Origin of the sequence: Citrobacter sp. wls708 (assembly GCF_005281255.1) — a bacterium.
Classification (GTDB): Bacteria; Pseudomonadota; Gammaproteobacteria; order Enterobacterales; family Enterobacteriaceae; genus Citrobacter; species Citrobacter werkmanii.
On the sequence record NZ_SZXE01000016.1, the window covers coordinates 377,933 to 401,200 of the forward strand.

At 51.6% G+C, this 23,268-nt stretch carries 21 protein-coding genes; 7 read left to right on the plus strand and 14 right to left on the minus strand.

The window, feature by feature from the left end; all coding sequences use genetic code 11:
* Positions 1-40 precede the first annotated feature (40 nt).
* The 4 genes from ppiB to purK all read left to right on the plus strand — a co-directional run bounded on the left by ppiB (position 41) and on the right by purK (position 3,072).
* Positions 41-535 carry a peptidylprolyl isomerase B gene (gene ppiB, locus FDW97_RS11520; protein ID WP_003021875.1) on the plus strand — a complete coding sequence of 165 codons (495 nt, stop codon included), beginning with the start codon at positions 41-43 and terminating at the stop codon, positions 533-535.
* Between the two features lie 2 nt (positions 536-537).
* Positions 538-1,260: a UDP-2,3-diacylglucosamine diphosphatase gene (lpxH, locus tag FDW97_RS11525; RefSeq protein ID WP_110498605.1), complete on the plus strand. Its 723-nt coding sequence runs from the start codon at positions 538-540 to the stop codon at positions 1,258-1,260.
* 238 nt (positions 1,261-1,498) lie between these two features.
* Positions 1,499-2,008 (plus strand): 5-(carboxyamino)imidazole ribonucleotide mutase, encoded by a 510-nt coding sequence (gene purE / locus FDW97_RS11530; protein WP_038638478.1) that lies wholly within the window; start codon positions 1,499-1,501, stop codon positions 2,006-2,008.
* Entirely contained in the window at positions 2,005-3,072 is a 1,068-nt protein-coding gene (purK, locus tag FDW97_RS11535) for a 5-(carboxyamino)imidazole ribonucleotide synthase (RefSeq protein WP_038638475.1), read from the plus strand. The genes purE and purK overlap by 4 nt, the downstream gene beginning before the upstream one ends.
* Positions 3,073-3,113: 41 nt before the next feature.
* Here purK and FDW97_RS11540 read toward each other — a convergent pair whose 3' ends face one another.
* Genes FDW97_RS11540 through FDW97_RS11555 form a run of 4 tightly spaced genes read right to left on the minus strand, consistent with a single transcriptional unit; the run spans position 3,114 to position 7,768 of the window.
* A complete protein-coding gene (locus tag FDW97_RS11540; RefSeq protein ID WP_085047596.1) occupies positions 3,114-4,007 on the minus strand; it encodes a carbamate kinase in 894 nt (297 codons plus the stop codon).
* Positions 4,008-4,010: 3 nt separating this feature from the next.
* The gene (locus FDW97_RS11545) at positions 4,011-4,820 is read right to left on the minus strand and encodes a DUF2877 domain-containing protein (RefSeq protein ID WP_085047597.1); all 810 of its coding nucleotides are present in this window, start codon (positions 4,818-4,820) and stop codon (positions 4,011-4,013) included.
* Positions 4,821-4,831: 11 nt separating this feature from the next.
* Complete coding sequence (locus FDW97_RS11550; RefSeq protein WP_038638468.1) at positions 4,832-6,091, minus strand: DUF1116 domain-containing protein; 1,260 nt, start codon at positions 6,089-6,091, stop codon at positions 4,832-4,834.
* Positions 6,092-6,100: 9 nt separating this feature from the next.
* Positions 6,101-7,768 (minus strand): acyl-CoA synthetase FdrA, encoded by a 1,668-nt coding sequence (locus FDW97_RS11555; RefSeq protein WP_137346943.1) that lies wholly within the window; start codon positions 7,766-7,768, stop codon positions 6,101-6,103.
* A gap of 316 nt (positions 7,769-8,084) precedes the next feature.
* Here FDW97_RS11555 and allD point away from each other — a divergent pair, with 316 nt between their 5' ends.
* The 3 genes from allD to allE are packed head-to-tail and all read left to right on the plus strand — an operon-like array spanning position 8,085 to position 11,187.
* On the plus strand, positions 8,085-9,134 hold the full coding sequence (gene allD / locus FDW97_RS11560) for an ureidoglycolate dehydrogenase (RefSeq protein WP_069323995.1): 1,050 nt from the start codon (positions 8,085-8,087) through the stop codon (positions 9,132-9,134).
* A 21-nt stretch (positions 9,135-9,155) separates the two neighbouring features.
* Positions 9,156-10,391 carry an allantoate deiminase gene (allC, locus tag FDW97_RS11565; RefSeq protein ID WP_061381596.1) on the plus strand — a complete coding sequence of 412 codons (1,236 nt, stop codon included), beginning with the start codon at positions 9,156-9,158 and terminating at the stop codon, positions 10,389-10,391.
* Between the two features lie 10 nt (positions 10,392-10,401).
* Positions 10,402-11,187: a (S)-ureidoglycine aminohydrolase gene (gene allE / locus FDW97_RS11570; RefSeq protein WP_121528705.1), complete on the plus strand. Its 786-nt coding sequence runs from the start codon at positions 10,402-10,404 to the stop codon at positions 11,185-11,187.
* A gap of 79 nt (positions 11,188-11,266) precedes the next feature.
* Here the strand turns inward: allE and glxK are convergent, their stop codons facing one another.
* From glxK to allA, 10 genes are all read right to left on the minus strand, one after another.
* Entirely contained in the window at positions 11,267-12,415 is a 1,149-nt protein-coding gene (glxK, locus tag FDW97_RS11575; RefSeq protein ID WP_137351150.1) for a glycerate 3-kinase, read from the minus strand.
* A 20-nt stretch (positions 12,416-12,435) separates the two neighbouring features.
* Complete coding sequence (locus FDW97_RS11580) at positions 12,436-13,734, minus strand: uracil/xanthine transporter (protein ID WP_085047601.1); 1,299 nt, start codon at positions 13,732-13,734, stop codon at positions 12,436-12,438.
* Between the two features lie 58 nt (positions 13,735-13,792).
* Complete coding sequence (gene allB, locus FDW97_RS11585) at positions 13,793-15,154, minus strand: allantoinase AllB (protein ID WP_085047602.1); 1,362 nt, start codon at positions 15,152-15,154, stop codon at positions 13,793-13,795.
* 72 nt (positions 15,155-15,226) lie between these two features.
* Complete coding sequence (locus tag FDW97_RS11590; RefSeq protein ID WP_137351064.1) at positions 15,227-16,687, minus strand: putative allantoin permease; 1,461 nt, start codon at positions 16,685-16,687, stop codon at positions 15,227-15,229.
* 98 nt (positions 16,688-16,785) lie between these two features.
* Positions 16,786-18,036, minus strand: a complete 1,251-nt coding sequence (locus FDW97_RS11595) for an MFS transporter (protein ID WP_137351065.1) — start codon at positions 18,034-18,036, stop codon at positions 16,786-16,788.
* 67 nt (positions 18,037-18,103) lie between these two features.
* On the minus strand, positions 18,104-18,982 hold the full coding sequence (gene glxR, locus FDW97_RS11600) for a 2-hydroxy-3-oxopropionate reductase (RefSeq protein WP_087857076.1): 879 nt from the start codon (positions 18,980-18,982) through the stop codon (positions 18,104-18,106).
* Between the two features lie 100 nt (positions 18,983-19,082).
* Positions 19,083-19,859 (minus strand): hydroxypyruvate isomerase, encoded by a 777-nt coding sequence (gene hyi / locus FDW97_RS11605; protein WP_087857075.1) that lies wholly within the window; start codon positions 19,857-19,859, stop codon positions 19,083-19,085.
* Positions 19,860-19,871: 12 nt separating this feature from the next.
* A complete protein-coding gene (gene gcl, locus FDW97_RS11610) occupies positions 19,872-21,653 on the minus strand; it encodes a glyoxylate carboligase (RefSeq protein ID WP_137351066.1) in 1,782 nt (593 codons plus the stop codon).
* 84 nt (positions 21,654-21,737) lie between these two features.
* Positions 21,738-22,559, minus strand: coding sequence for an HTH-type transcriptional repressor AllR (gene allR / locus FDW97_RS11615; RefSeq protein WP_038638433.1), 822 nt, complete (start codon positions 22,557-22,559; stop codon positions 21,738-21,740).
* A 75-nt stretch (positions 22,560-22,634) separates the two neighbouring features.
* Entirely contained in the window at positions 22,635-23,117 is a 483-nt protein-coding gene (gene allA / locus FDW97_RS11620) for an ureidoglycolate lyase (RefSeq protein WP_038638430.1), read from the minus strand.
* Positions 23,118-23,268 lie beyond the last annotated feature (151 nt).

Here is a 23,268-nt window from a genome sequence, read left to right on the forward strand (position 1 = left end):
CCAGGGTCGAAGCACCAATCTATCGGAACAGGATGCAAAAATGGTTACTTTCCACACTAATCACGGCGATATCGTAATCAAAACGTTTGATGATAAAGCGCCGGAAACAGTTAAAAACTTCCTGGACTACTGCCGCGAAGGTTTTTATAACAACACCATTTTCCACCGTGTTATTAACGGTTTCATGATCCAGGGCGGTGGTTTCGAGCCGGGCATGAAGCAAAAAGCCACGAAAGAAGCGATCAAAAACGAAGCGAACAACGGTCTGAAAAACACCCGTGGTACGCTGGCAATGGCGCGTACTCAGGCTCCGCACTCCGCAACCGCACAGTTCTTCATCAACGTTGCTGACAATGACTTCCTGAACTTCTCTGGCGAAAGCATGCAGGGTTGGGGTTACTGCGTGTTTGCTGAAGTTGTTGAAGGCATGGATGTGGTTGATAAAATCAAAGGCGTTTCCACTGGTCGCAGCGGTATGCATCAGGATGTGCCGAAAGAAGACGTCATCATCGAAAACGTGACCGTCAGCGAGTAATCGTGGCGACACTGTTTATTGCAGATCTTCACCTCTGCACAGAAGAACCGGCGATCACCGCCGGTTTTCTGCGTTTTTTAGCCGGCGATGCGCGACAAGCCGATGCGCTGTACATTCTCGGCGACCTGTTCGAAGCCTGGATTGGCGACGACGACCCTAATCCACTGCATCATCAAATAGCTGCAGCGATAAAAGCACTGGTTGATTCCGGCGTTCCCTGCTTTTTTATTCACGGCAACCGTGATTTTCTGCTTGGCAAACGTTTTGCCCGTGAGAGCGGCATGACCTTACTGCCCGAAGAGAAAGTGCTCGATCTGTATGGTCGCAAGGTGCTGATCATGCATGGCGATACGTTATGCACCGACGATGCTGGCTATCAGGCGTTTCGCGCCAAAGTGCATCAACACTGGCTACAAAAACTATTCCTCGCCCTGCCATTGTTCATTCGCCAACGTATTGCCGCGAAAATGCGCGCCAACAGCAAAGCAGCCAACAGCAGTAAGTCGCTGGAGATCATGGATGTGAATCAGCAGGCCGTTATTGCCGAGCTGGAAAAACATCAGGCCCAGTGGTTAATTCACGGTCATACCCACCGTCCGGCAGTCCACGAACTTACGGCCAATGGGCAACCCGCCTTCCGCGTAGTATTAGGCGCCTGGCACAGCGAAGGTTCGATGATCAAAGTCACACCGCACGACGTTGAACTGATCGCATTCCCGTTTTAATTCTGCAAATACCCCGTTCCTCTTTACACAAAACTATTCGAGTTGCATCGAGGCGGCAAATCCGTGAATCCCCTGGAGCTGACTAAAGTAAGTGACTGGGGTGAGCAGATGCAGCCAACAAAGAGGCAGCTTGAAGAGTGAAGTGTAAAGCGCGCAATCGTTTTCCTTGACGGTGAATTATGCTATTCTCTGTGCCCTCAAAAGTCGAGTGTAGTGCACCACAGGAGTTTTCAGACGCATGTCTTCCCGCAATAATCCGGCGCGTGTCGCCATCGTGATGGGGTCCAAAAGCGACTGGGCTACCATGCAGTTCGCCGCCGAAATCTTCGAAATGCTGGACGTTCCACACCATGTTGAGGTCGTCTCCGCCCACCGTACCCCAGACAAACTGTTCAGTTTCGCCGAAGGCGCTGAAGAAAACGGTTATCAGGTGATTATTGCCGGTGCCGGTGGTGCTGCACATTTGCCAGGAATGATTGCGGCGAAAACGCTGGTGCCTGTTTTAGGCGTTCCGGTACAAAGCGCAGCGTTGAGCGGCGTAGACAGTCTCTACTCCATCGTACAGATGCCTCGCGGTATTCCGGTGGGCACGCTGGCGATCGGCAAAGCGGGCGCAGCCAATGCAGCCCTGCTGGCCGCGCAAATTCTGGCCACACACGACAACGAATTGCATCAGCGTCTGGCTGAGTGGCGTAAAGCGCAAACCGATGAGGTACTGGAGAACCCGGACCCGCGAGGTGTCGCATGAAGCAGGTCTGTGTACTCGGCAATGGCCAGCTAGGACGCATGCTGCGTCAGGCCGGTGAGCCGCTGGGGATTGCGGTCTGGCCCGTCGGGCTGGACGCCGAACCCGCTGCCGTTCCTTTTCAACAAAGCGTGATTACCGCTGAGATTGAGCGCTGGCCGGAAACGGCGCTCACTCGCGAACTGGCGCGTCACCCGGCGTTTGTTAACCGCGACGTCTTCCCGATTATTGCTGACCGTCTGACGCAAAAACAGCTTTTTGACAAACTCAACCTGGCGACCGCACCATGGCAACTGCTGGCGGATAAAAGCGAATGGTCTGCGGTGTTTGACAAACTCGGCGAGTTGGCGATTGTGAAGCGTCGCGTCGGCGGCTACGACGGTCGTGGACAGTGGCGTTTACGCGCGAATGAAACCGAACAACTGCCAGACGACTGCTACGGCGAGTGCATCGTCGAGCGAGGAATCAACTTCTCCGGTGAAGTCTCGCTGGTTGGCGCACGTGCGCACGACGGCAGCACCGTCTTCTATCCGCTGACTCATAACCTGCATCAGGATGGCATTCTACGCACCAGCGTGGTATTTCCGCAGGCTAACGCTAAACAACAGGCGCAGGCCGAAGCGATGCTCTCTGCCATCATGCAGGAGCTGGGCTATGTCGGTGTGATGGCGATGGAGTGTTTCATCACCCCGGAAGGTTTGCTGATCAATGAACTGGCTCCGCGCGTGCACAACAGCGGGCACTGGACGCAAAACGGCGCCAGCATCAGCCAGTTTGAACTGCACCTGCGCGCCATTACCGGCCTGCCGCTGCCGACGCCGGTGGTGAACAATCCTTCGGTGATGGTAAACCTGATCGGCAGCGACCTGAACTATGACTGGCTGAAGCTGCCGCTGGTGCATCTGCACTGGTATGACAAAGAGGTACGCGAAGGGCGTAAGGTGGGACACCTGAATCTGAGCGACAGCGATACCGCGCGCCTTAGCGCCACGCTGGAAGCGCTCATTCCCCTGCTGCCGCCGGAATATGCCAGCGGCATCATCTGGGCGCAGTCAAAGCTGAAATAAACCGATACGGGAGGTGCGCCTGCGCACGCCTCCCGTTACTTTTACAGACGAATGCAGGTTCCGGCTTTCCCCGCCAACGTGTCTTCAATGCGAGACAGCGCGCCAATCCACGCGGGTTTTCCACGTCGCTTCACGTATCCGCTTACGGCTGTCACCTTTGGCCCCATCGAACCATCGGCTTTAGCAAACGGCGCCAGTTCATCAGGAGAGGCTTGACGAATCGCACGTTGCTCTGGCGTGCCCCAGTTCTCATAGACCGCATCAGCATCGGTGAGGATAACCAGACCGTCGGCATCGATCTGTTCAGCCAGCAATGCCGCCGCCAGATCCTTATCAATGACCGCTTCAGACCCTACCCCTTCCCCGGTCACCGGCACGCCGCCACCGCCGCTACAAATCACCACATGGCCTTCTTTGAGCAAGAGCTTAATGGCATCGCTTTCGACGATCTGGCGAGGCTCAGGCGAGGCGACAACACGACGCAGGTATTTGCCGTCACGTTTCATATGCCAGCCGTAGGTGGCTTCCAGTTGCGTTTGTTCTTCAGGCGAATACACCGGGCCGATAAATTTTTCCGGCGCCATAAACGCGGGATCGTCTTCAGACACCACAATTCGCGTTAACACTGTGGTCACCGGCGGCATCTCCGGTTCAGCGGTCAGACTTTGCGCCAACATATAACCAATCATGCCCTGAGTCTCTGCCACCAGCACATCCAGCGGGTAAGGTTCAACCTCTTTCCAGGCAAGATTCTGTAACGACAACAGACCAACCTGCGGCCCATTGCCATGTACGATGGCCAGGCGGTACGAACGTGCCAGACGCGCCAGGGCAGGTACGGCGCTGGCAATATTACGATATTGATTTTCTGCCGTCAGCGCCTCGCCGCGCTGCAATAATGCGTTGCCGCCAAGAGCAACAACCAGCGTTTTCATTCCCTATCCTTCTATAATTTGTTGCCCAAGCCAGAACCCCAACAAGGTGTCTGCGCCGGAGGTATGCCCGAGCGCCAGCAGCGAATTTATCGCCGCGTCCATCCTTTGGTGTCGGCCCAAAGCATGAGTGAAGTGGAGCAAAGGTGAAGCGAAGTACCCTAATGCCGCGTAGCGTAAGTAGCTCACGCTAACCACAGTCGTCGCCAGTTGAAGATTGCCGGAATATTCAAAGAAACGATGGCCGGAATCCTTATTCAGCGCGCCGAAATACCAGGCGGCCAGCAGCATTCCGGTCAGCGTATCATCATGGCTGGGCGTTAAACCTGGCCCCTTGCCTAACCACTGCCGCCAGTCTGTCGACAAGCCAGCCAGCGCCGAGAAAAAGCAATGGCGGAACTGACGTAACTCGGGGCACAAAGGCAAATTTGCCGCCAGCATTAACGGCCCGAATAATCCCGTTTCCTCGCCGCGATCCATCCAGGCGGATGCAAGGCGCGGGGCATGTGGACGGGACGTTATTTTCAACGAACAACAACGCTGCGGTTGGCGTAACAGAAACGGTCCCAGCACAATCCCCTCGGGGACAGCCTGAGGGGTTTCGCTACCGCTTAACGCCGTACGCAGCGCATCAAAGTCAGGTGCACGGATCACCCATCCTCCCGGGCTAAAACCACTGCCCTGGCGGTGCAGCGTTAACAGTGCGCCCCCTTCGGCCACAAGGTTAATCGAGCGCCGCCAGATCCCGGATAGCTGCCATGACTGGCGAAAATCCGGAGACTGCTGACTGCCCATCAGAGGACGGATGATCATCATGCGCGGCTCTCTTAGCTAATGCCCATACTTTCAGCCAGCGCTTCCAGAGCCAGCTCAAAGCAGGCCAGCGGCGCACGAACGGTGCCCGCGCCGATCTGACCAATACCGGCTTCTTTATGGGCAATACCCGTGTTGATCAGCGGCGTAATACCTGTTTCCACGACGCGACGGATATCAAGACCAAGGCAAGCCCCCTGGAAATCCCAGCCAGGGATCTGCAACTGCATATTGCGTTCCAGATAGATTTCAGCCATCTCCTCGGAAACGGACTTCGCGGCCTCCATTCCTCCGGCGCCGACAAACCGCGTTACGCCAGGGGCCGCGATCATCGCGGCACCGCCAATCCCAAAGGTTTCGGTGATGGCGCTATCGCCCATATCCGGGTTAGCTTGTTCCTGCGAGAAGCCGGTAAAGAACAGCCCCTGCGGTGTGTTAACCGGCGCGGTAAACCAGCGATCGCCAAGTCCGCTCACCCGGATCCCGAACATGTCGCCATTACGGGTCATTGCGGTCACAATACTGCCGGAACGCACCAGTGCCCCGGCATCCATTGCCGCTTTGCAGTAAGCCATCGCCAGGTTAAGGAAGAACTGGTCGGTCACGCTGAGGAAATCCATCACCTCAGCAATCTGCTGCTTATCATGTTCCAGACGGGCAATTTGCGGCGCCAGGGTTCGCATCAGCAGAGCTGAAGAGGCAATGTTGCGCTGATGAAACTCATCGCCCATCGTAATGCCCTGCGCCATCATGGCGGTCAGATCAATACCCTGTTCCAGATTGGCCAGCGCCGCGCTTAAAACAGGCATCAGGACATCGCGCATCCAACGTAAACGCTGCTGGACATCCTCACCATACGCGCCGAAGCGCATCACTTTGCCAATCCCTTCGTTGAGATTGCAGTAAGCCCGGTTACCGTCGGTGATATTTTCCACTACCAGCATCGGCATGCTGGCAGAGGTGATTCCCCCCATTGGCCCCACAGCATTAACATGGTGGCAAGGTACGAACCGGACTTTGCCCTGCTCCAGTAAAGCCAGCGCGCTCATCTCATCATTGGCCCACCCTTCAAACAGACATGCACCAATACAGGCCCCTTTCATCGGACCGGTCATTTCTTGCCAACGCATTGGCGGTCCCGCATGCAGCAGCGTTTTCCCTTCATTGAGCTCGCGGATTAATGAGGAGGCAGGTTGCACATCCAGCCAGTGTGGACGCGCACGACGAATTTGTTCGATTACTGCAGCATTGGCTTGCGCCACTGATGTAAACATTGGAACCCCTTATTGCAAACGTTCTAATAAACGAGCCAGTTTCTTATTACCGCCAGCGACAGGCGCCCACTGGTAATGCACCACAGGCATTTCCGCAGCCTGTAAATCCAGTGCAAAACTGCGTAACCCGGCATTGATGACCGCCACTTTTTCCAGTAGCGAAGGTGCGGATTTGTCAGATAACGGTTGAGATGGACGAATCAGTTCGGCGGCAAGCAGCGTTGCCTCGGGCAGTGAATTCACTACGGCAATGCCGGCATCTTCCAGTGTGGCAATCTGCAGTGAGCGACACTGCGGATCGCGTTCTGTACCTGTCACCGTCGCAATCGCATACAGCGGTTGCTCGTGGTCTCGCGCAGCGCACGCCTTCTGCCAGGCCTGAACCAGCGATGCAGCCGGATCTGCCGTCGCGCCGTAACCAATCACGACATCAACTAGCAGCACGCGTACCTGCGGCTGCCCCCCCAGATCCGTAATCAGTTGATTACGTAAGGCAGGGTCAATCATCGGATGCGGCCGCCCGACGGTGTAAAAATCATCCCCCAGATCGATAATCTGGTGCCCGGCGGCATCCAGCATCATGCCATGATGATGTTGTGCATCCGCGGCGACATTCAGATGGGCGGCCAGCAGCCCAGCGGCTTCGGCGGCCAGCGTACCTCCGGTGTATAACCCTCGGATCACACCGTCTCCTGTGGTTGAAAGCGAGCTGCGTCGCGCTGCGACTCTCGCCAGTAAACAGGCCAGACGGGCCGCATCGTCCAGCGTCGCGGCAAACCAGACATTTTCATCGCGAGCGACCGCGGAGGTGTAACCTAAAAACAGAGCTACCACGGGTTTGCCGGTGGCCTTCATCGCGTTCACGATATGCTGGCGAACAGCCTCCGCCGGCGGTTTCGACACAAAAGCCAACACCTGGCTTTTGTCGTCTGCGCCAAGCATCTCCAGCGCGGTAAGCGCGCTAATCCCCCCCACCTCGGCGCTCAGGTCGCGTCCACCCAGACCGATGGCGTGGGTGATGCCTTCCCCGGCCAGCGCTATCTGTGAACAGAGCTCCTGAATCCCTGTCCCGGAGGCGCCCAGCACACCGATATTGCCTTCCGGCATCACGTTGGCAAAAGCCAGCGGCGTACCCGCAATCATGGCAGTTCCGCAGTCAGGTCCCATCACCAGTAGACCTTTATCCTGCGCACGGCGCTTCAGAGCGATTTCATCGTCCAGGGTAACGTTATCGGAGAACATCATGACGTTCAGGTTGCGATCCAAGGCCTGGTTCGCCAGTTCCGCCGCGTATTCACCGGCAACCGAAATGAGCGTCATATTCGCCTCAGGCAGTTTCTGGCACGCGCTTTCCCAGCGTCTGACCTGCAGGAGCGTTTGGCTACCGCCGGTGGCCTGCGCCAACTGCTGCAACGACTCATCCAGTTGTTGCAGAATAGCCTGTGTAATACTTTCATCTGCCGTTTCAGTACGAATCGCCACGCAAATATCGTTTGGCGTCGCATTATTAAAATCGTCATGCCAAAACCCGGTCGTTTCCAGCAATGATTTATTCGCTGGCGTTCCCATCATGACCGATACATCGTCTACATTTTCGGACTCACTCAGCTTGCGTGAAATAATCATTAAACTGACAGAGTCCTGAAAACACCCTTTTTTAATAAAGGCGTGGATCATAACAACCCCTTAATAATTGCACCCATGGCAATTGCACGAGTAGTGTTAATGTGTAGCTCAAGGTATATATCTGGGATCACAAATAGAGTGACTGGCATCACACTGGAATTATTAACAAAATAAATTTAATAACCACCAGAAGATTAAACATTATTTTCTAACGGCATTATTTATTTAAAAAGAAAGGGCAAATCCATACTGATTATCAAATAAATTCTAACTATATTTTTTTGTGTGTCTGGATCACATAATCAATTTTTATTCCCGGTATGTTAACGGCAGTCATGCTTCACACCGTCGTTAAAAAGGAAGACAGATGAAAATCAGTCGGGAAACACTCCACCAGCTTATCGAGAATAAGCTTTGCAAGGCCGGACTAAAACGTGAGCACGCCACAACGGTTGCTGAGGTATTGGTTTACGCCGATGCCAGAGGCATTCACTCTCATGGCGCCGTACGCGTTGAATACTATGCTGAGCGCATTTCAAAAGGCGGCACTAACCGCGAACCCACATTTCGTTTTGAAGAAACCGGTCCCTGTACAGCGATTTTGCATGCCGATAATGCCGCCGGGCAAGTCGCAGCAAAGATGGGTATGGAGCATGCCATTAAAATTGCTAAAAAAAATGGTGTCGCCGTCGTTGGCATTAGCCGAATGGGGCACAGCGGTGCCATTTCTTACTTTGTGCAGCAAGCCGCTCGCGCTGGTCTGATCGGCCTCTCCGTGTGCCAGTCCGACCCGATGGTGGTACCGTTCGGCGGCGCAGATATTTACTACGGTACCAATCCGTTAGCCTTCGCTGCGCCAGGAGAAGGCGACGACATCATGACGTTTGATATGGCGACAACGGTGCAGGCATGGGGAAAAGTTCTGGATGCCCGCTCCCGCAACGAGCCGATTCCTAATACCTGGGCAGTCGATAAAAACGGCGCGCCAACTTCCGATCCCTTTGCTGTCAATGCGTTGCTACCTGCGGCCGGGCCTAAAGGCTATGGCCTGATGATGATGATCGATGTGTTATCCGGCATTTTATTGGGATTACCGTTTGGTCGTCAGGTCAGTTCAATGTATGAGGATTTACATGCCGGTCGGAATTTAGGCCAACTGCATTTGGTTATTAATCCCGACTTTTTCTCCTCCAGCCAATTATTCCGCCAGCACCTCAGCCAGACCATGCAAGAGTTAAATAACATTACTCCGGCCCCCGGCTTTAAACAAGTTTATTACCCCGGACAGGATCAAGATATTAATCAACGCAATGCCGCGGTCCATGGTATCGACATTGTTGACGATATTTATCAATACCTGATTTCCGATGCCCTCTATCTCAAGTCATACGAAACAAAGAATCCCTTTGCACAATAATTATTGAAACAGGAATTTCATATGATCAACCATTTTCGTCACGCAATTGAAGAAACCCTTCCCTGGCTCTCTTCCTTTGGCGCGGATCCTACCGGTGGGATGACGCGCTTGCTGTATTCGCCAGAATGGCTTGAAACACAACAGCAATTCAAAAAGCGTATGGACGCCAGTGGCCTGGAAACGCGCTTTGATGAAGTGGGCAACTTATACGGTCGTCTGCTCGGGAGCGAATCGCCGGAACAGGTCATTTTAAGCGGCTCGCATATTGATACCGTCGTCAACGGCGGCAATCTTGACGGCCAGTTTGGCGCGCTGGCGGCATGGCTCGCGGTTGACTGGCTCAAGAGCACCTATGGCGCACCGCTGAAAACGGTCGAAGTCGTTTCCATGGCGGAAGAGGAAGGCAGCCGTTTCCCGTATGTCTTCTGGGGCAGCAAAAACATTTTTGGACTGGCAAATCCTGATGACGTCCGCAACATCCAGGACGCGAAAGGCACCCGTTTTGTTGACGCAATGAACGCCTGCGGCTTTACCCTCCCCGCAGAGCCGCTTCATGCTCGTAATGACATCAAAGCCTTCGTTGAATTACACATCGAACAAGGTTGCGTGCTTGAAAGTAATGGTCAGTCGATAGGCGTCGTCAGCGCGATTGTCGGCCAACGTCGCTATACGGTAACGCTGAACGGCGAATCCAACCATGCGGGTACAACGCCGCTGAGCTACCGTCGCGATACCGTTTACGCTTTCAGTCGCATCTGCAGCCAGTCTATCGAGAAAGCCAAAAAGCATGGCGATCCTCTGGTACTGACCTTTGGTAAAGTAGAGCCACAGCCAAACACCGTCAACGTGGTGCCTGGAAAAACGACCTTCACGATCGATTGCCGTCATACCGATGCCGACGTACTGCGTGATTTTACTCAGCAACTGGAAAACGACATGCGCGCCATCTGTGATGAAATGGATATCGGTATTGATATCGATTTGTGGATGGATGAAACGCCAGTCCCGATGGACAGTAAACTGGTCTCCACCCTTACCGAACTGTGTGAAAAAGAACAACTGAACTACCGTGTCATGCACAGTGGCGCGGGCCATGATGCGCAGATTTTTGCCCCTCGTGTACCGACCTGCATGATTTTCATTCCCAGCATTAACGGTATCAGCCACAACCCCGCTGAACGCACAAACATTAACGACCTTGCCGAAGGGGTCAAAACTCTGGCATTAATGCTTCATCAACTTGCCTGGCAGAAATAAGGAGCCATTCATGGGATATCTGAATAACGTCACGGGTTATCGCGATGATTTACTGGCTAATCGCGCAATTGTAAAACACGGTAACTTTGCCCTGTTAACCCCGGACGGACTGGTTAAAAATATCATTCCGGGTTTTGAAAACTGTGACGTCACCATCCTCTCAACGCCAAAACTGGGCGCGTCATTTGTTGACTATCTGGTGACCCTACACCAGAACGGCGGCCACCACAGCGGTTTTGGCGGCGAAGGTATTGAAACGTTCGTGTATGTTATTTCCGGCAAAGTTGAGGCAAAAGCGGAAGGTAAAACATTTGCTTTGACTCAGGGCGGATATCTGTATTGCCCGCCAGGTGAACTGCTCACCTTTAATAATGCCCAGACAGAAGACAGCCAACTGTTTTTATACAAACGGCGTTATACGCCGGTGGCCGGCCATTCGCCATGGCTGGTCTCCGGTAATGCCAACCAGTTAGAACGTATTCATTATGAAGGCATGGATGACGTAATCCTGCTGGATTTCCTGCCTAAAGAATTAGGCTTCGATATGAATATGCATATTCTGTCATTCGAACCCGGCGCCAGCCATGGTTATATCGAAACGCATGTACAGGAACATGGGGCTTATATTCTCTCAGGCCAGGGCGTTTATAACCTCGATAACCAATGGGTCCCGGTGAAAAAAGGCGACTACATCTTTATGGGCGCGTACTCCCTGCAGGCGGGTTACGGCGTGGGGCGTGGTGAAGCATTCAGCTATATCTATTCCAAAGATTGCAACCGGGATGTAGAGATTTAACGGCGAACAGCCCGCCTGATAATTTTTTATTTAGCTATGTTGGGTTTTGCCACGGTTAACACCGTGGCTTTTTTTATGCTTAACGCAGATTCATCGCCTGACCGAGCTTCATCGCGCAAGCAATATTACGCGCGCAGTAATAAAGGTTGGTTTCACCGCTCGCCAGCACTTCCGCCAATGGCGCAAGTCGCGGCAAAATACTGAACACCGCATCAATACCATGATCGTGAACCACCTCCACGCCTTCCCCCAGCACTCCGGCGATACCGATAACCGGAACATGATGCTGCATAGCAACAGAAGCAACACCGATTGGCGCTTTTCCCCCGACCGTTTGCGAATCAATACGTCCCTCGCCGGTGATGACCAGCGATGCATCTTTGATGGACTGCTCCAGTTGAACAGCCTGCAGCACAATTTCAATCCCTGGTTTCATGATGGCCTGCAGAAAGATAGCCGCGGCGATGCCCATTCCGCCCGCCGCCCCACCGCCCGCAACCTGAGATACATCTTCACCGGTCAACGATTGCAGCACATGCGCGTAGTTGAGTAACCCTTCTTCCAGTTTCTCAACCATTTCCGGCGTCGCCCCCTTCTGCGGACCAAATACCCTTGCCGCGCCGCGCGGGCCAACCAATGGGTTGTCCACATCACAAGCGACTTCGATCCGACATGCTGTCAGCCGCGGATCGCACTGTTGCAGGTCAATGCTCGCGAGGCGAGACAAGCTACCGCCTCCCGCCCTCAATGATGCCCCTTGCGCGTCAAGAAACCGCACGCCCAGCGCCTGAGCCATCCCCATGCCGCCATCAACTGTCGCACTCCCGCCGATACCGAGGATAATATGACGAATACCGGCATCCAGCGCATGCCGAATCAGTTCGCCAGTACCGTAACTTGACGCCAGCAGCGGATTACGCGCCTGCGGTTCGACTAGCATCAGTCCACTCGCCGCAGCCATTTCAATAATGGCGGTCTTTCCATCACCGGTCAGGCCATAAAATCCCATGACCTTTTCCCCCATCGGCCCACAGACCTCCAGCGAGACCACTTTTCCACCAGTCGCCGCCACCATGGCATCCACGGTCCCCTCCCCGCCATCCGCAATAGGCAAACAAATATATTCTGCATCCGGGAATATGCTTGAAAATCCAGCTTTAATTGCCTGGCAGCATTGTTCGGCGCTTAAGCTCTCTTTAAACGAATCTGGCGCAATTACAATTTTCATCATTAATCCTTTTCATCCTGTTATTTAATGCGTTCCCATGGAATGAGGTTTTCCATAAGCACTGCCAGTAAAATCCCCACCAATAAGCCATTACTCAGTAATGGCCGAATAGTCAGTGGAAGATCTTGTAAATAAACCGGTGGCAGCCCCATCAAAAAAATGCCCACAAACAGCGGGAGTGCCAGCCGATAAATATTTCGTGCGGTAAAGGTGATTTGCTGGCTGAAAACCAGACCGGAATAGAGCAACGGCAGATAAGAGACCAGCATAACGGCACTGCTGATCGCCAGTGGAATAGCGCAGAATAAGCGGGTTAGCGGCGTTACTATCGCCACCAATAAACATAATACGCTGCCGTAAATAAATGATTTTCGCGAGCTGTCGCCAGTTTGTGTTAACAGCCCGATAGAGGAGACAAAAGGTGAAAATGGAATCACGGCAAAAGGCACTGTCACCAGCGTCATAAAACCGGAAATGATAAAGCTACGACGATAACGCGAGCTGCTGGAGCCTTGATGCGCATAAAAGACGTCCGTGCCGCGCACCGCGCCATAGGTATTACTGATATTCACCAAACCGGTGATAACCGCCGTCAGGATAATACCGGGTAACAGCCTGCCATGACTGCCTAACGGGAACCACTGCCAGCTTAATTCACCAGACGGCAAAGACGTTGATGGAAAGCACAATCGCCAGAGTCCCCATCCCACTACCGCCCCCACCAGCAGGGCATAACGGGAGATCCGCTGCGGTAAAAAAATGATCATCGCAAGGATGAAGCACATCACGCCAACCGCCAGGCTAAAAGGCGCCAGTTGAATTTTGACGCTGGTGTCAGCAATGCCAAAAGGCAATCCCAACATGCCCTTAAAAAAGATAGTGGTGAGCTGAGCGCCCAACAGCAGCATAAAAAAGACCATCACCGTTGGGGTAAATAGCCGGGCCAACCGGTGTCCTAAGCCGCTAAAGCCGATAATCATCGTCAGCACAGCGGAAATGACAATCCCGACGCTCAGACTGGTGGCGATATCATTGAGCGGTGTCCCGCGTGACGCCTCAGCCAGGGTAATTGTCAGAATGGTGCCCCACCATAAACCGGTAGGCCCTTCCATAATGGCGCGACGATGGCCACAAATAACCTGCGCAAGGCAGGCCAGCGATGTCGTGAAAAAAGCGTATTGCGTGAGCATTAACAGATTGCTCGCGGGGAGATGAAAAGCAGAAACCAGCGTTGGGGGGACCACGACCGTATTGCAAAAAATAAAGAAAAACCACTGAAAGCCAGATAGCAAACTTTCGCGGTTAATAACAGGAAGCATATTCATACCTTAAAATAGAGAATGCCCGCCAGCATGACGGGCATTAATTCGCATCACATTATTGTTGATGTTTAAGGATAAATTGACCTTTTGGCGCTACCGGGAATCCCTGCTCGATGTCATAGATAACATCCCCGCGAAGAATAGTTTTCGTAATGCGCGCGCCAATCGTCCGGCCAACATACGGGCTGACTTTGTGACGGTATTCCAGGTCTTCGTTTTTCAGAACGTAGTTGCTGTCCGGTTGAATAAAGACGAAGTCAGCATCTTTACCCGGGGCAATACGTCCTTTCTGTTTCAGGCCAAAAATATCTGCGGCGTTGGTTGCCATCAATTTAGCGAATAGCGGCAGCGACATACCGCGTTTTTGCACGGCCTCATCAAACATGACGTCCATGCAGCTCTGCAGTCCGGCAATGCCGCCCCACGCCTGCATGATATTGCCAGCCTTCATTTCTGGTGGGCATGGCGAGTGGTCGGAAACCAGGCAGTCAATCTCACCATTGAACAGTTTTTCCCACATGCCTTGTTGATTCTGTCGATCGCGGATCGGCGGAGAACATTTTGCCAGCGTGCCAATCTCTTCAAACTGATCGGTATCCAGCACAAAATAATGCGGGCAGGATTCGCAGGTCACATCCTGGCCTTCCTGGCGGGCACGGGTCACTTCTTCCACGCCTTCCGGGCTGCTGATATGGCAAACGTGCAGGCGGCAACCGGCGACTTTCGCCAGATACAGCACGCGGCGAATAGCTTCCACCTCAGTGAAAACCGGACGTGAAGCCACATAATCATGTGCCGTCACACGGCCTTCGCGTTTAGCTTCCTCGCCAAGCTCGTCGCAAATGAGTGCATTTTCGCAATGCACCAGTACCGTCTGGTCCATTTCTGCTAACTTCTGCGCGCCTTTGTAGAACTGCCAGTCGTTAACGTCACGGAAGTCATTGTCGATTCCGCGATCGCCACAGGTGGCAACGAAGCATTTGAAACCGACGACACCAACCTCATCCAGCTCGTGCAAACGATCAAGGTTGTAAGAAACCAGACCGCCAAGCTGCGCGGCATCAATGGTCAATTTGCCTTTTGCCGCATCAAATTTAAGTTCGATGGTTTCGCGATCCACCGTCGCGGGCAGCTGGTTGAGAGGCATTTCGATCATTGTGGTGATACCGCCTTTTGCCGCGGCACGCGTTCCGGTCTCATAGCCTTCCCAATGTGTACGCCCCGGCTCAGAGATATGGGTATGCGCATCGACCATGCCCGGTGAAACCACCAGACCTGTCGCATCCATTACCTGCTTTGCCTCCCCAAGATTCTCGCCAATGGCGGCGATTTTTCCTGCCTGGACGGCAATATCAACAATACGAGCTTCATTTTCTAAAATAACAGTACCGTTCTTAATAATTAAATCAAAAGACATAACGAACTCCTTGTATGGATACAGATAGTTTTTATAAATAACGCACGCTTACACCTACGTTTACTGATTTCATTACAACTGACCTGTTGCTTTTTCTACTGCGGCAGGCTGTCCAACCGTTCTTTTTTTCAGTAAGGCATATGCCACAAATGCGACAATAACCCCAACAAACCACGACACTCGCGATAACGGCTCAAGCAATGGAATAAACTTCCCACCCAGCGAAAGAATTACAGCCACTAACGTTACGGAGAATGCCGTCAGGTTAAATCCATTATCATAATATTGGTAATTACCGCTGGCGGTATATAATTCATCAAGATTAATCTTGCCACGCATAACGACAAAATAATGCGCTAACATAACACCAATAACAGGACCGAGCATACCGCCGATGATGTCCAGAAACAGATAAATGCTGCTCTGATTTTCCATAAGCTTCCATGGACAAATCAGTAAGCTAATAATACTGGCAATCAATACACCTTTTTTATATGTTAGTTTTGTTGGCGCAATTGCGGCAATCTGATAACCAGCCGGGATAATATTACCCGTAGCGTTTGTTGAGATTGTGGTCATCAGAATAACCAAAACTGCGAAGAATGAGGCAAACAGACTGTCCCAACGCTGTACGATATCCAGCACATTCCAGGTATCCGTTCCATAATGAATACTGGCACCGGCAATAATACACACGCTGGCAATCGCAAATAACACGTACGCGACAATAAGACCCAGCGTCTGGCCTAACGCCTGTTCACGAAATGAGTGGGCATTTTGCGTAAAGTCCGATGCGCTCACCGCCGGAGCGGCCCATACCGCAACCACGGCGTTAATCACTACCAGGAACAGGAATCCGTTGTTTCCCGCTTTTTGCACACCGCCCGGAATGTAGTCAAGAATGGGGCCAATCCCTACCAGGGATATCGCCCAGATAGCCATTCCGCCAAAAACGATATAAATGCAAGGGTTCAGGATCGCAGTAAATTTATTTAATACTTTACCACCGCCAAAACCGATACCAACGTTAATCAGCCAAAAGATAAGAAATGTGATTAACCCCGGCAGAGACAACCCCAGTAGTGTAAAATCACCGCCCAGCGTTAAAAACCCAGGCCATATCTTGCCAATCAGAATAAGAAAAGCCAGCGATCCGGCATAACATTGCAGCCCGAACCACATAATTGCTGCAATGCCGCCTCTTAATAATCCCGGGAAAAGCGCGCCACGTACACCATACGAGCCACGCAGAATCATTGCAAAAGGTACACCATATTTACTTCCGGCGGCGCCGTTCATAACCATGACTAATGCAATAAACAATGCACTAATAATAATAGCCAGCATAATACTGAATGTGGACAGTCCGAGAATGAAGAACCCGCCAACCATAACATAATTAGGTACGTTATGTACTGACCCCATCCATAAAGTAAAATAGTTAAATGTTTTCCAGTTTCGTTGTGCTGCCGTTTTTGGTAATAAGTCGTCACTATAACCACGTTGTTGGTATAGATCTCTTTGCTGTTCCATAAATCCCTCTTGTCACGTATCGGATAACGTTGTAATGGGTTTAGCTATGTGGAACAAAAACAATATATTAAGTAATGCAAATAGTTTTAATTATATTTTTATGCTGAAGCAGTAACTGGCGTTGCTTTCTTTTTATATAACGTCACGCCGGCAAAAATAAGCGTTCCGGTAACAACCAGACAAGCAGAGATGACAAAGCTTATCTCTTTTGAGCCAGTCAAATCGGAAATAAACCCGGTTAACGTTGGCGCAATAACGGCTGAACTCATACCAAAGAAGTTAAACAGGCTAAATGCTCTGCCCAACGTTTTCGCCGACGCCTGCTCAGACACGAAGGAGATCAGGATGGGGTCCACCGCCATTTTTCCCAGTAAACCGTACAGGGTCAGGCTGACCATCAACATCGTGGTATTCGGCGATAACACCGTAAACACCAGCATTGCGGCGGCCATAATTTCCAGCCCAAGAATGACTTTGACTTTGCTGTTACGGAATTTATCGGACAGATGGCTGAAGAACAATGCACCGGGAACCCCCACCACGGCGACCAAAGCCGAGGCAACCCCAATCGCGCCACCATCAAATCCCCTTTCAGTCTGCAGATAGGACGGAAGCCAGGTCACAATCAGGTAATAGCCATAACAGGTACAGAAATAGAGGAAGTAGACGCTGCATAACAAACCCGAAAACAGCGGCGGACTTTTCTCTTCTGTCATCGTTGTCGTCTGCGTTTTTTGCTCTGACGCCGCCGTTTCGCTTTTTACCTTACCGCGGATAACCAAAGTAAATACGCACAGCATCACCACCAACACAGCCGCAACCAGAAACAACACGTTTTGCCAGGCCATGCTCATGCTTTTAACCAACACGCTGGAGCCGATTAAACCGATCCCCATCCCAATCGCAGAGCCGCTATTAATGATGGCGTTTGCCAGTGCCCGGCGAGCCTGCGGGACATTTGCCGAAGAGAGAGAATACGCAGAACTAAAGAAAGAGGCGCAGCCCGCTCCTGCCATCAGCGAACCGGCATAGATCATCACCAGTCCCGTGGCTTTTGCAATACTGAGCGTACCAATAATAAAGAGCGTAAACCCACACATCAGCATAATTTTCTGGCCAAGCTTATCGACCAAAATTCCGCAGGGAATTTGCATACTGCAATAGGCGAAAAAATAGAAACTGGCGATGGCGCCAATTTCAGCATTGCTGACATTGCCCAGGGAAGCCTGAATCTCAGGATAAATAGGGGTTAATACGGTGCGATAAATCCATATTGCGACCCAACCCAGACTCATTACGACGACGATCTTCTTCCAGTATTCAATACCGGATGTATTTTTTTCACTCATGACATGCACCTTTCCAAAGTGTGTCTGATTAAAATGTATCGCTGCAGGATTGCAGCGATACCAACGATCATGACAATTTATGATTAGCCATTAATTCCAGGGCCTGAACCATTGCCGAGTGATCCAACTGGCTTCCACCATTCGCGGCACAGGTATTAAATAACTCCTGACAGGTTGCCGTATTAGGCAAATTCAATGAGAGCGCCTTGGCACTTTGTAATGCAAGGTTGAGATCTTTTTGATGCAGTGCAATTTTGAATCCGGGATCAAAAGTGCGCTTGATCATGCGCTCACCATGTACTTCCAGAATACGAGATGAGGCAAACCCGCCCATTAATGCCTGACGCACGCGAACCGGATCCGCGCCCGCTTTAGAGGCAAATACCAGCGCTTCAGAAACGGCTTCAATATTTAAGGCCACGATAATTTGGTTAGCCACTTTACAGGTTTGGCCATCACCATTCCCGCCCACCAGAGTGATATTTTTTCCCAGAATATCAAAGAGCGGTTTCACCCGTTCAAATACATCAGCTTCACCGCCAACCATAATGGACAGCGTCCCTTCGCGAGCGCCAATTTCCCCACCGGACACAGGCGCATCCAGGTAATCCCCGCCGAGTTCATTAACCTGCTGAGCAAAACGCTTGGTTTCGATAGGAGAAATAGAACTCATATCGACAATGGTTTTTCCCTGCAATGCGGTTTTAGCGCACCCGTGTTCACCAAAAAGCACTTCTTCAACCTGCGGCGTATCCGGCACCATGATGAAGATAATATCTGCGAAATCAGTCACCTGACGTGCAGTTTCAACATTAACCGCCCCCAGTGACAGCAACTCTTCAGCCACAGGTCCAATGGTCGTGACATGTAATTGATGTCCGGCACGCGCCAGATTAATCGCCATTGGCGATCCCATAATACCCAGGCCAATAAATCCCAGTTTCATTTGCAACCTCTTTTATATCTGTCGGTATTCCTGAATTCAGGCAAAACGATTCCCTTCCAACAGAGTGGAAAAAATAGTGTTGCCTGAAATTACTTACAAATTATCGATACTGGTTAATCCACGATAATCCTGCTTCGGTGGTCGTCAGCGGCTTATATTCGCAGCCTACCCACCCGTCATAACCTGATTTATCAATAAACTTAAAAATAAAGTCATAATTGATTTCCCCGGTCCCTGGCTCTCCGCGACGAGGGTTATCTGCAATTTGCAAATGACCTATTTTATTTGCCCACGTGGTCATGGTCTGGGTTAATTCCCCTTCCATGCGCTGCATATGATAAATGTCATACTGAATTTTGATATTATTGCATCCGACGCTATCAATTAACGCTAACGCCTGATGCGTACCGGTGAGAAAGAAACCAGGAATATCAAAATGGTTGATCGGCTCAATCAGCAATAAAATATCTTCTTTCGCTAACATGTTGGCCGCATAGCGCAGATTTTCCACCAGCGTTTGCTGGATCTGTTCAGCCGAAAAACCCGCCGGTGTTTTACCTACCAGGCAATTGATTTTTTTATTACCCAGCCCCTTCGCATAGCGAATAGCCGCGGCCACACCATCACGAAACTCTTCTTCGCGCCCCGGAATACAGGCGATACCACGTTCACCCGCCGCCCAATCTCCGGCGGGGAGATTATGCAACGTATGCTCCAGCTTGTTGGTCTGCAGTTTTTCCTTTAAGACGTCAATGTCGTAATCGTAGGGAAACATAAACTCTACGCCACGAAACCCCGCTTGCGCCGCTTTGTCGAAACGCTCAAGGAAACTGTATTCCAGAAACAGCATGGAAAGATTGGCTGAGAACCGTAACATCTGTCACCTCCTCTATTCATATTTCATAAAACAGGTTTCGGTTGGCGCATCAACTGCACCGTCTGCAACCTCTTCAAACTCGGTCACGTTATCCAGCTCGCTACCCATCGAGATATTGGTCACTCGCTCAAGGATCACTTCGACAACAACCGGAACGCGATACTGCGCCATCAGGACTTTGGCTTGTTCAAACGCCGGAGCGAGATCTTCAGGTTTGAAGACGCGAATAGCCTTACAACCTAAGCCTTCTGCCACTTTGACGTGATCGACGCCATAGCCGTTTACTTCGCTGGAGTTGATATTTTCAAACGCCAGTTGGACGCAGTAATCCATATCAAAAGCACGCTGCGATTGACGAATCAGGCCCAGATAGGCGTTGTTGACCAGCACATGGATGTAAGGAATATTGAATTGCGCGCCTACCGCCAGTTCTTCAATCAGGAACTGGAAGTCAAAATCCCCCGAAATCCCGACGACATTGCGTGTTGGATCGGCAACACAAACCCCTAATGCCGCAGGCAGCGTCCAGCCGAGAGGGCCTGCCTGGCCGCAGTTGATCCAGTGACGCTCTTTGAACACATGCAGCATTTGCGCAGCGGCAATTTGTGATAATCCGATGGTGGTGACGTAGCAAACGTCGCGACCAAAGGCTTTATTCATCTCTTCATAGACACGCTGCGGTTTCACCGGGACATTGTCGAAGTGGGTTTTACGCAGTAACGTCCGCTTACGCTGTTGGCATTCATCAACCCAGCTATTCCGGAAAGGTAAACGTCCGGCTTTCTGCATTTCCTGAGCGACGTCAATCAACAAGGTCAGCGCGGCTTTGGCATCAGAAACAATGCCCAAATCCGGGCACAGAACACGGCCAATTTGCGTCGGTTCAATGTCGATATGAATGATTTTGCGCCCTTCGGTGTACTTCGAGACCGAGCCGGTGTGACGGTTAGCAAAACGGTTACCAATACCGAACACCATATCAGAAGCAAGCAGCGTGGCATTTCCGTAGCGGTGCGCGGTTTGTAGCCCGACCATGCCGGCCATTAACTCATGATCGTCAGGGATACATCCCCAGCCCATCAACGTGGGGATAACCGGTACATGGGTCAGCTCCGCAAAACGTTGCAGCAGTGCGGAAGCATCAGCATTAATCACCCCGCCCCCTGCGACGATGACCGGACGTTCCGCCTGGATCAGCATTTCCAGCGCTCTCTCAATTTGCTTGCGGCTGGCGGCAGGTTTGTAGACCGGCAACGGCTCATACATGTCGGGATCGAATTCGATTTCTTCAACCTGGACATCAAAAGGCAAATCGATCAGCACCGGGCCAGGGCGACCTGAGCGCATGACGTGGAATGCCTGCTGTAAAACCCGTGGCAGCAGTGCCGCTTCACGTACCGTTACCGCCATTTTGCTGACCGGTTTGGCGATAGATTCAATATCGACAGCCTGAAAATCTTCCTTATGCAGGCGGGCACGAGGCGCCTGGCCGGTGATACATAAAATAGGAATAGAGTCGGCAGAGGCGGAATACAGTGCAGTGATCATGTCAGTTCCAGCCGGGCCTGAAGTGCCAAGGCAGACGCCAATGTTGCCTGCAGCGGCACGCGTATAACCTTCCGCCATATGGGAGGCGCCTTCAACGTGGCGAGCCAGAATGTGACGGATGCCGCCGTGATTACGCATTGCGGAATAGAACGGGTTGATTGCCGCTCCAGGCACGCCAAATGCGGTGGTGATACCTTCTTTTTCCAGCACATACATTGCCGCGTCAACGGCTCTCATTTTTGCCATTTTCTTTCTACCTCTATTTATTGGAAAATTTTTCCAACTTTAAAAAAATCCAAAAAAGTCCCGCTCCTCTGAGCGGGTTGCGACTTAAGCTACGGGTGCTTTTAACCCAAGCGCCGTACTGATATCTCGTGCTGTATCCCGTACCAGCTCCCCCTGACTAATAAAACGATCTTCCGTCAGTCTGGATGCGGGCCCCGAAATAGAGATGGCAGCCACTACACTGCCTGCATCGTCATAGATAGCCGAAGCGATGCAATTCAATCCAACAACATGTTCTTCGTGATCAACGATATAGCCATTCTCGCGCGCCTGTTCCAGATTACGCAGCAGAGTAGGAAAATCCACCAACGTGTTCGGCGTAAACTGCTGCAAACCCGTTTTCACGACAATGTCCATTAACTCTTCTTCCATCAGCGGATAAAGCAGTGCTTTCCCCGCGCCGGAAGCATGCAACGGCATACGGCTGCCCAAAGGTGCACACATCCTGACCATCGATTTGCACTCCTTCTGGCCAATCAGCACCGCTTCAGTGCCATTACGAATCGCGACATTCACCGTTTCGCCTGACAGCAGCATTAATCGGTGCATAAATGGTCCGGCTACCGACAGGACGTCGCGATTATGAATATACGCGGAGCCCACATTGAAGACGCCTAAACCGATGTGCCACCATCCTAACTGACTGTCCTGATAGACAAAATCAGCACCCTGTAAAACCTTTAGCAGGCGAAAAGTCGTGGAGAGCGGTAAATCCAGACTGCCGGAAATATCGCTGACTGACGAACTCCCCCCACTTCTTTCGAGATACTGCAAAATCGCAATGCCTCTTTCGAGCGCCTGAGCGCCTTTCTGCGCAACCGGCTCCGTCTGTCCAGGCCTGCCGCGCCGTCTTACTTCCGTCTCCACTACATTTACTCCGGCCCAAAATATGAGCATAAACAATGAACAATATGCTCATATTAAGCAAGAAGGCCAATAGCGTCACGCAAAACAGAGTTCATGTGCCGGGATACGTTCAACATCGCAATTATCGCTACCACCACGATCGACCGTCAGGAAATCGGTCACGGTTTGCCAGGCAAACAGCGGGTGATGCCAGACGTTTCGGTGATAATTCACCCCCTGTTGACCATTGGTGATAAAGGCTTTTAAGGTGGAAAGATCGGGTTTGTCCTCACCAAGCGCGACAATCACCACAAACGCTTCGCCCTTCATGGGCATAAATGCCTGGGTACCCAGCGGGTGGCGCTCCAGTTCATGCACAATAATAGGCATCGCTGCCGGTTGCGCGCGGTTAATGCTGATGAGCGTTCGGTCCTGCTCAAGGATCTCCACATTAGCCAGATCGTGATAACGTTCAACCAACCCATCATTGATATGAAAAAAATCACGTTTATGGGTTTCGATGACATCGCCATAGGCGCTGAACGTGTGCTGATTTAACGGTAATACCTCAAGTTTCATCATCTTTTCCTTGTAACTGAATTCCTCTGAACCGCAGCCAGAACAGTTAGCGGCTTCAATATCATGCAATCTAAAACCTTCGGGATTTAACATCAACACAAAAGTTGGAATATTTTTCCAAAATTCGATTTAGACCACAATTTAAACAAGG

What these genes read in the sequence shown, in the direction of transcription:
- FDW97_RS11590 (WP_137351064.1), bottom strand. Translation starts at nt 16,687, where the DNA reads ATGGAACAGCAAAGAGATCTATACCAACAACGTGGTTATAGTGACGAC.
- FDW97_RS11550 (WP_038638468.1), bottom strand. Translation starts at nt 6,091, where the DNA reads ATGTTTACATCAGTGGCGCAAGCCAATGCTGCAGTAATCGAACAAATT.
- allA (WP_038638430.1), bottom strand. Translation starts at nt 23,117, where the DNA reads ATGAAACTTGAGGTATTACCGTTAAATCAGCACACGTTCAGCGCCTAT.
- purE (WP_038638478.1), top strand. Translation starts at nt 1,499, where the DNA reads ATGTCTTCCCGCAATAATCCGGCGCGTGTCGCCATCGTGATGGGGTCC.
- purK (WP_038638475.1), top strand. Translation starts at nt 2,005, where the DNA reads ATGAAGCAGGTCTGTGTACTCGGCAATGGCCAGCTAGGACGCATGCTG.
- FDW97_RS11595 (WP_137351065.1), bottom strand. Translation starts at nt 18,036, where the DNA reads ATGAGTGAAAAAAATACATCCGGTATTGAATACTGGAAGAAGATCGTC.
- allE (WP_121528705.1), top strand. Translation starts at nt 10,402, where the DNA reads ATGGGATATCTGAATAACGTCACGGGTTATCGCGATGATTTACTGGCT.
- gcl (WP_137351066.1), bottom strand. Translation starts at nt 21,653, where the DNA reads ATGGCAAAAATGAGAGCCGTTGACGCGGCAATGTATGTGCTGGAAAAA.
- glxR (WP_087857076.1), bottom strand. Translation starts at nt 18,982, where the DNA reads ATGAAACTGGGATTTATTGGCCTGGGTATTATGGGATCGCCAATGGCG.
- allC (WP_061381596.1), top strand. Translation starts at nt 9,156, where the DNA reads ATGATCAACCATTTTCGTCACGCAATTGAAGAAACCCTTCCCTGGCTC.
- ppiB (WP_003021875.1), top strand. Translation starts at nt 41, where the DNA reads ATGGTTACTTTCCACACTAATCACGGCGATATCGTAATCAAAACGTTT.
- FDW97_RS11580 (WP_085047601.1), bottom strand. Translation starts at nt 13,734, where the DNA reads ATGCTTCCTGTTATTAACCGCGAAAGTTTGCTATCTGGCTTTCAGTGG.
- FDW97_RS11540 (WP_085047596.1), bottom strand. Translation starts at nt 4,007, where the DNA reads ATGAAAACGCTGGTTGTTGCTCTTGGCGGCAACGCATTATTGCAGCGC.
- FDW97_RS11545 (WP_085047597.1), bottom strand. Translation starts at nt 4,820, where the DNA reads ATGATGATCATCCGTCCTCTGATGGGCAGTCAGCAGTCTCCGGATTTT.
- glxK (WP_137351150.1), bottom strand. Translation starts at nt 12,415, where the DNA reads ATGAAAATTGTAATTGCGCCAGATTCGTTTAAAGAGAGCTTAAGCGCC.
- hyi (WP_087857075.1), bottom strand. Translation starts at nt 19,859, where the DNA reads ATGTTACGGTTCTCAGCCAATCTTTCCATGCTGTTTCTGGAATACAGT.
- allD (WP_069323995.1), top strand. Translation starts at nt 8,085, where the DNA reads ATGAAAATCAGTCGGGAAACACTCCACCAGCTTATCGAGAATAAGCTT.
- FDW97_RS11555 (WP_137346943.1), bottom strand. Translation starts at nt 7,768, where the DNA reads ATGATCCACGCCTTTATTAAAAAAGGGTGTTTTCAGGACTCTGTCAGT.
- allB (WP_085047602.1), bottom strand. Translation starts at nt 15,154, where the DNA reads ATGTCTTTTGATTTAATTATTAAGAACGGTACTGTTATTTTAGAAAAT.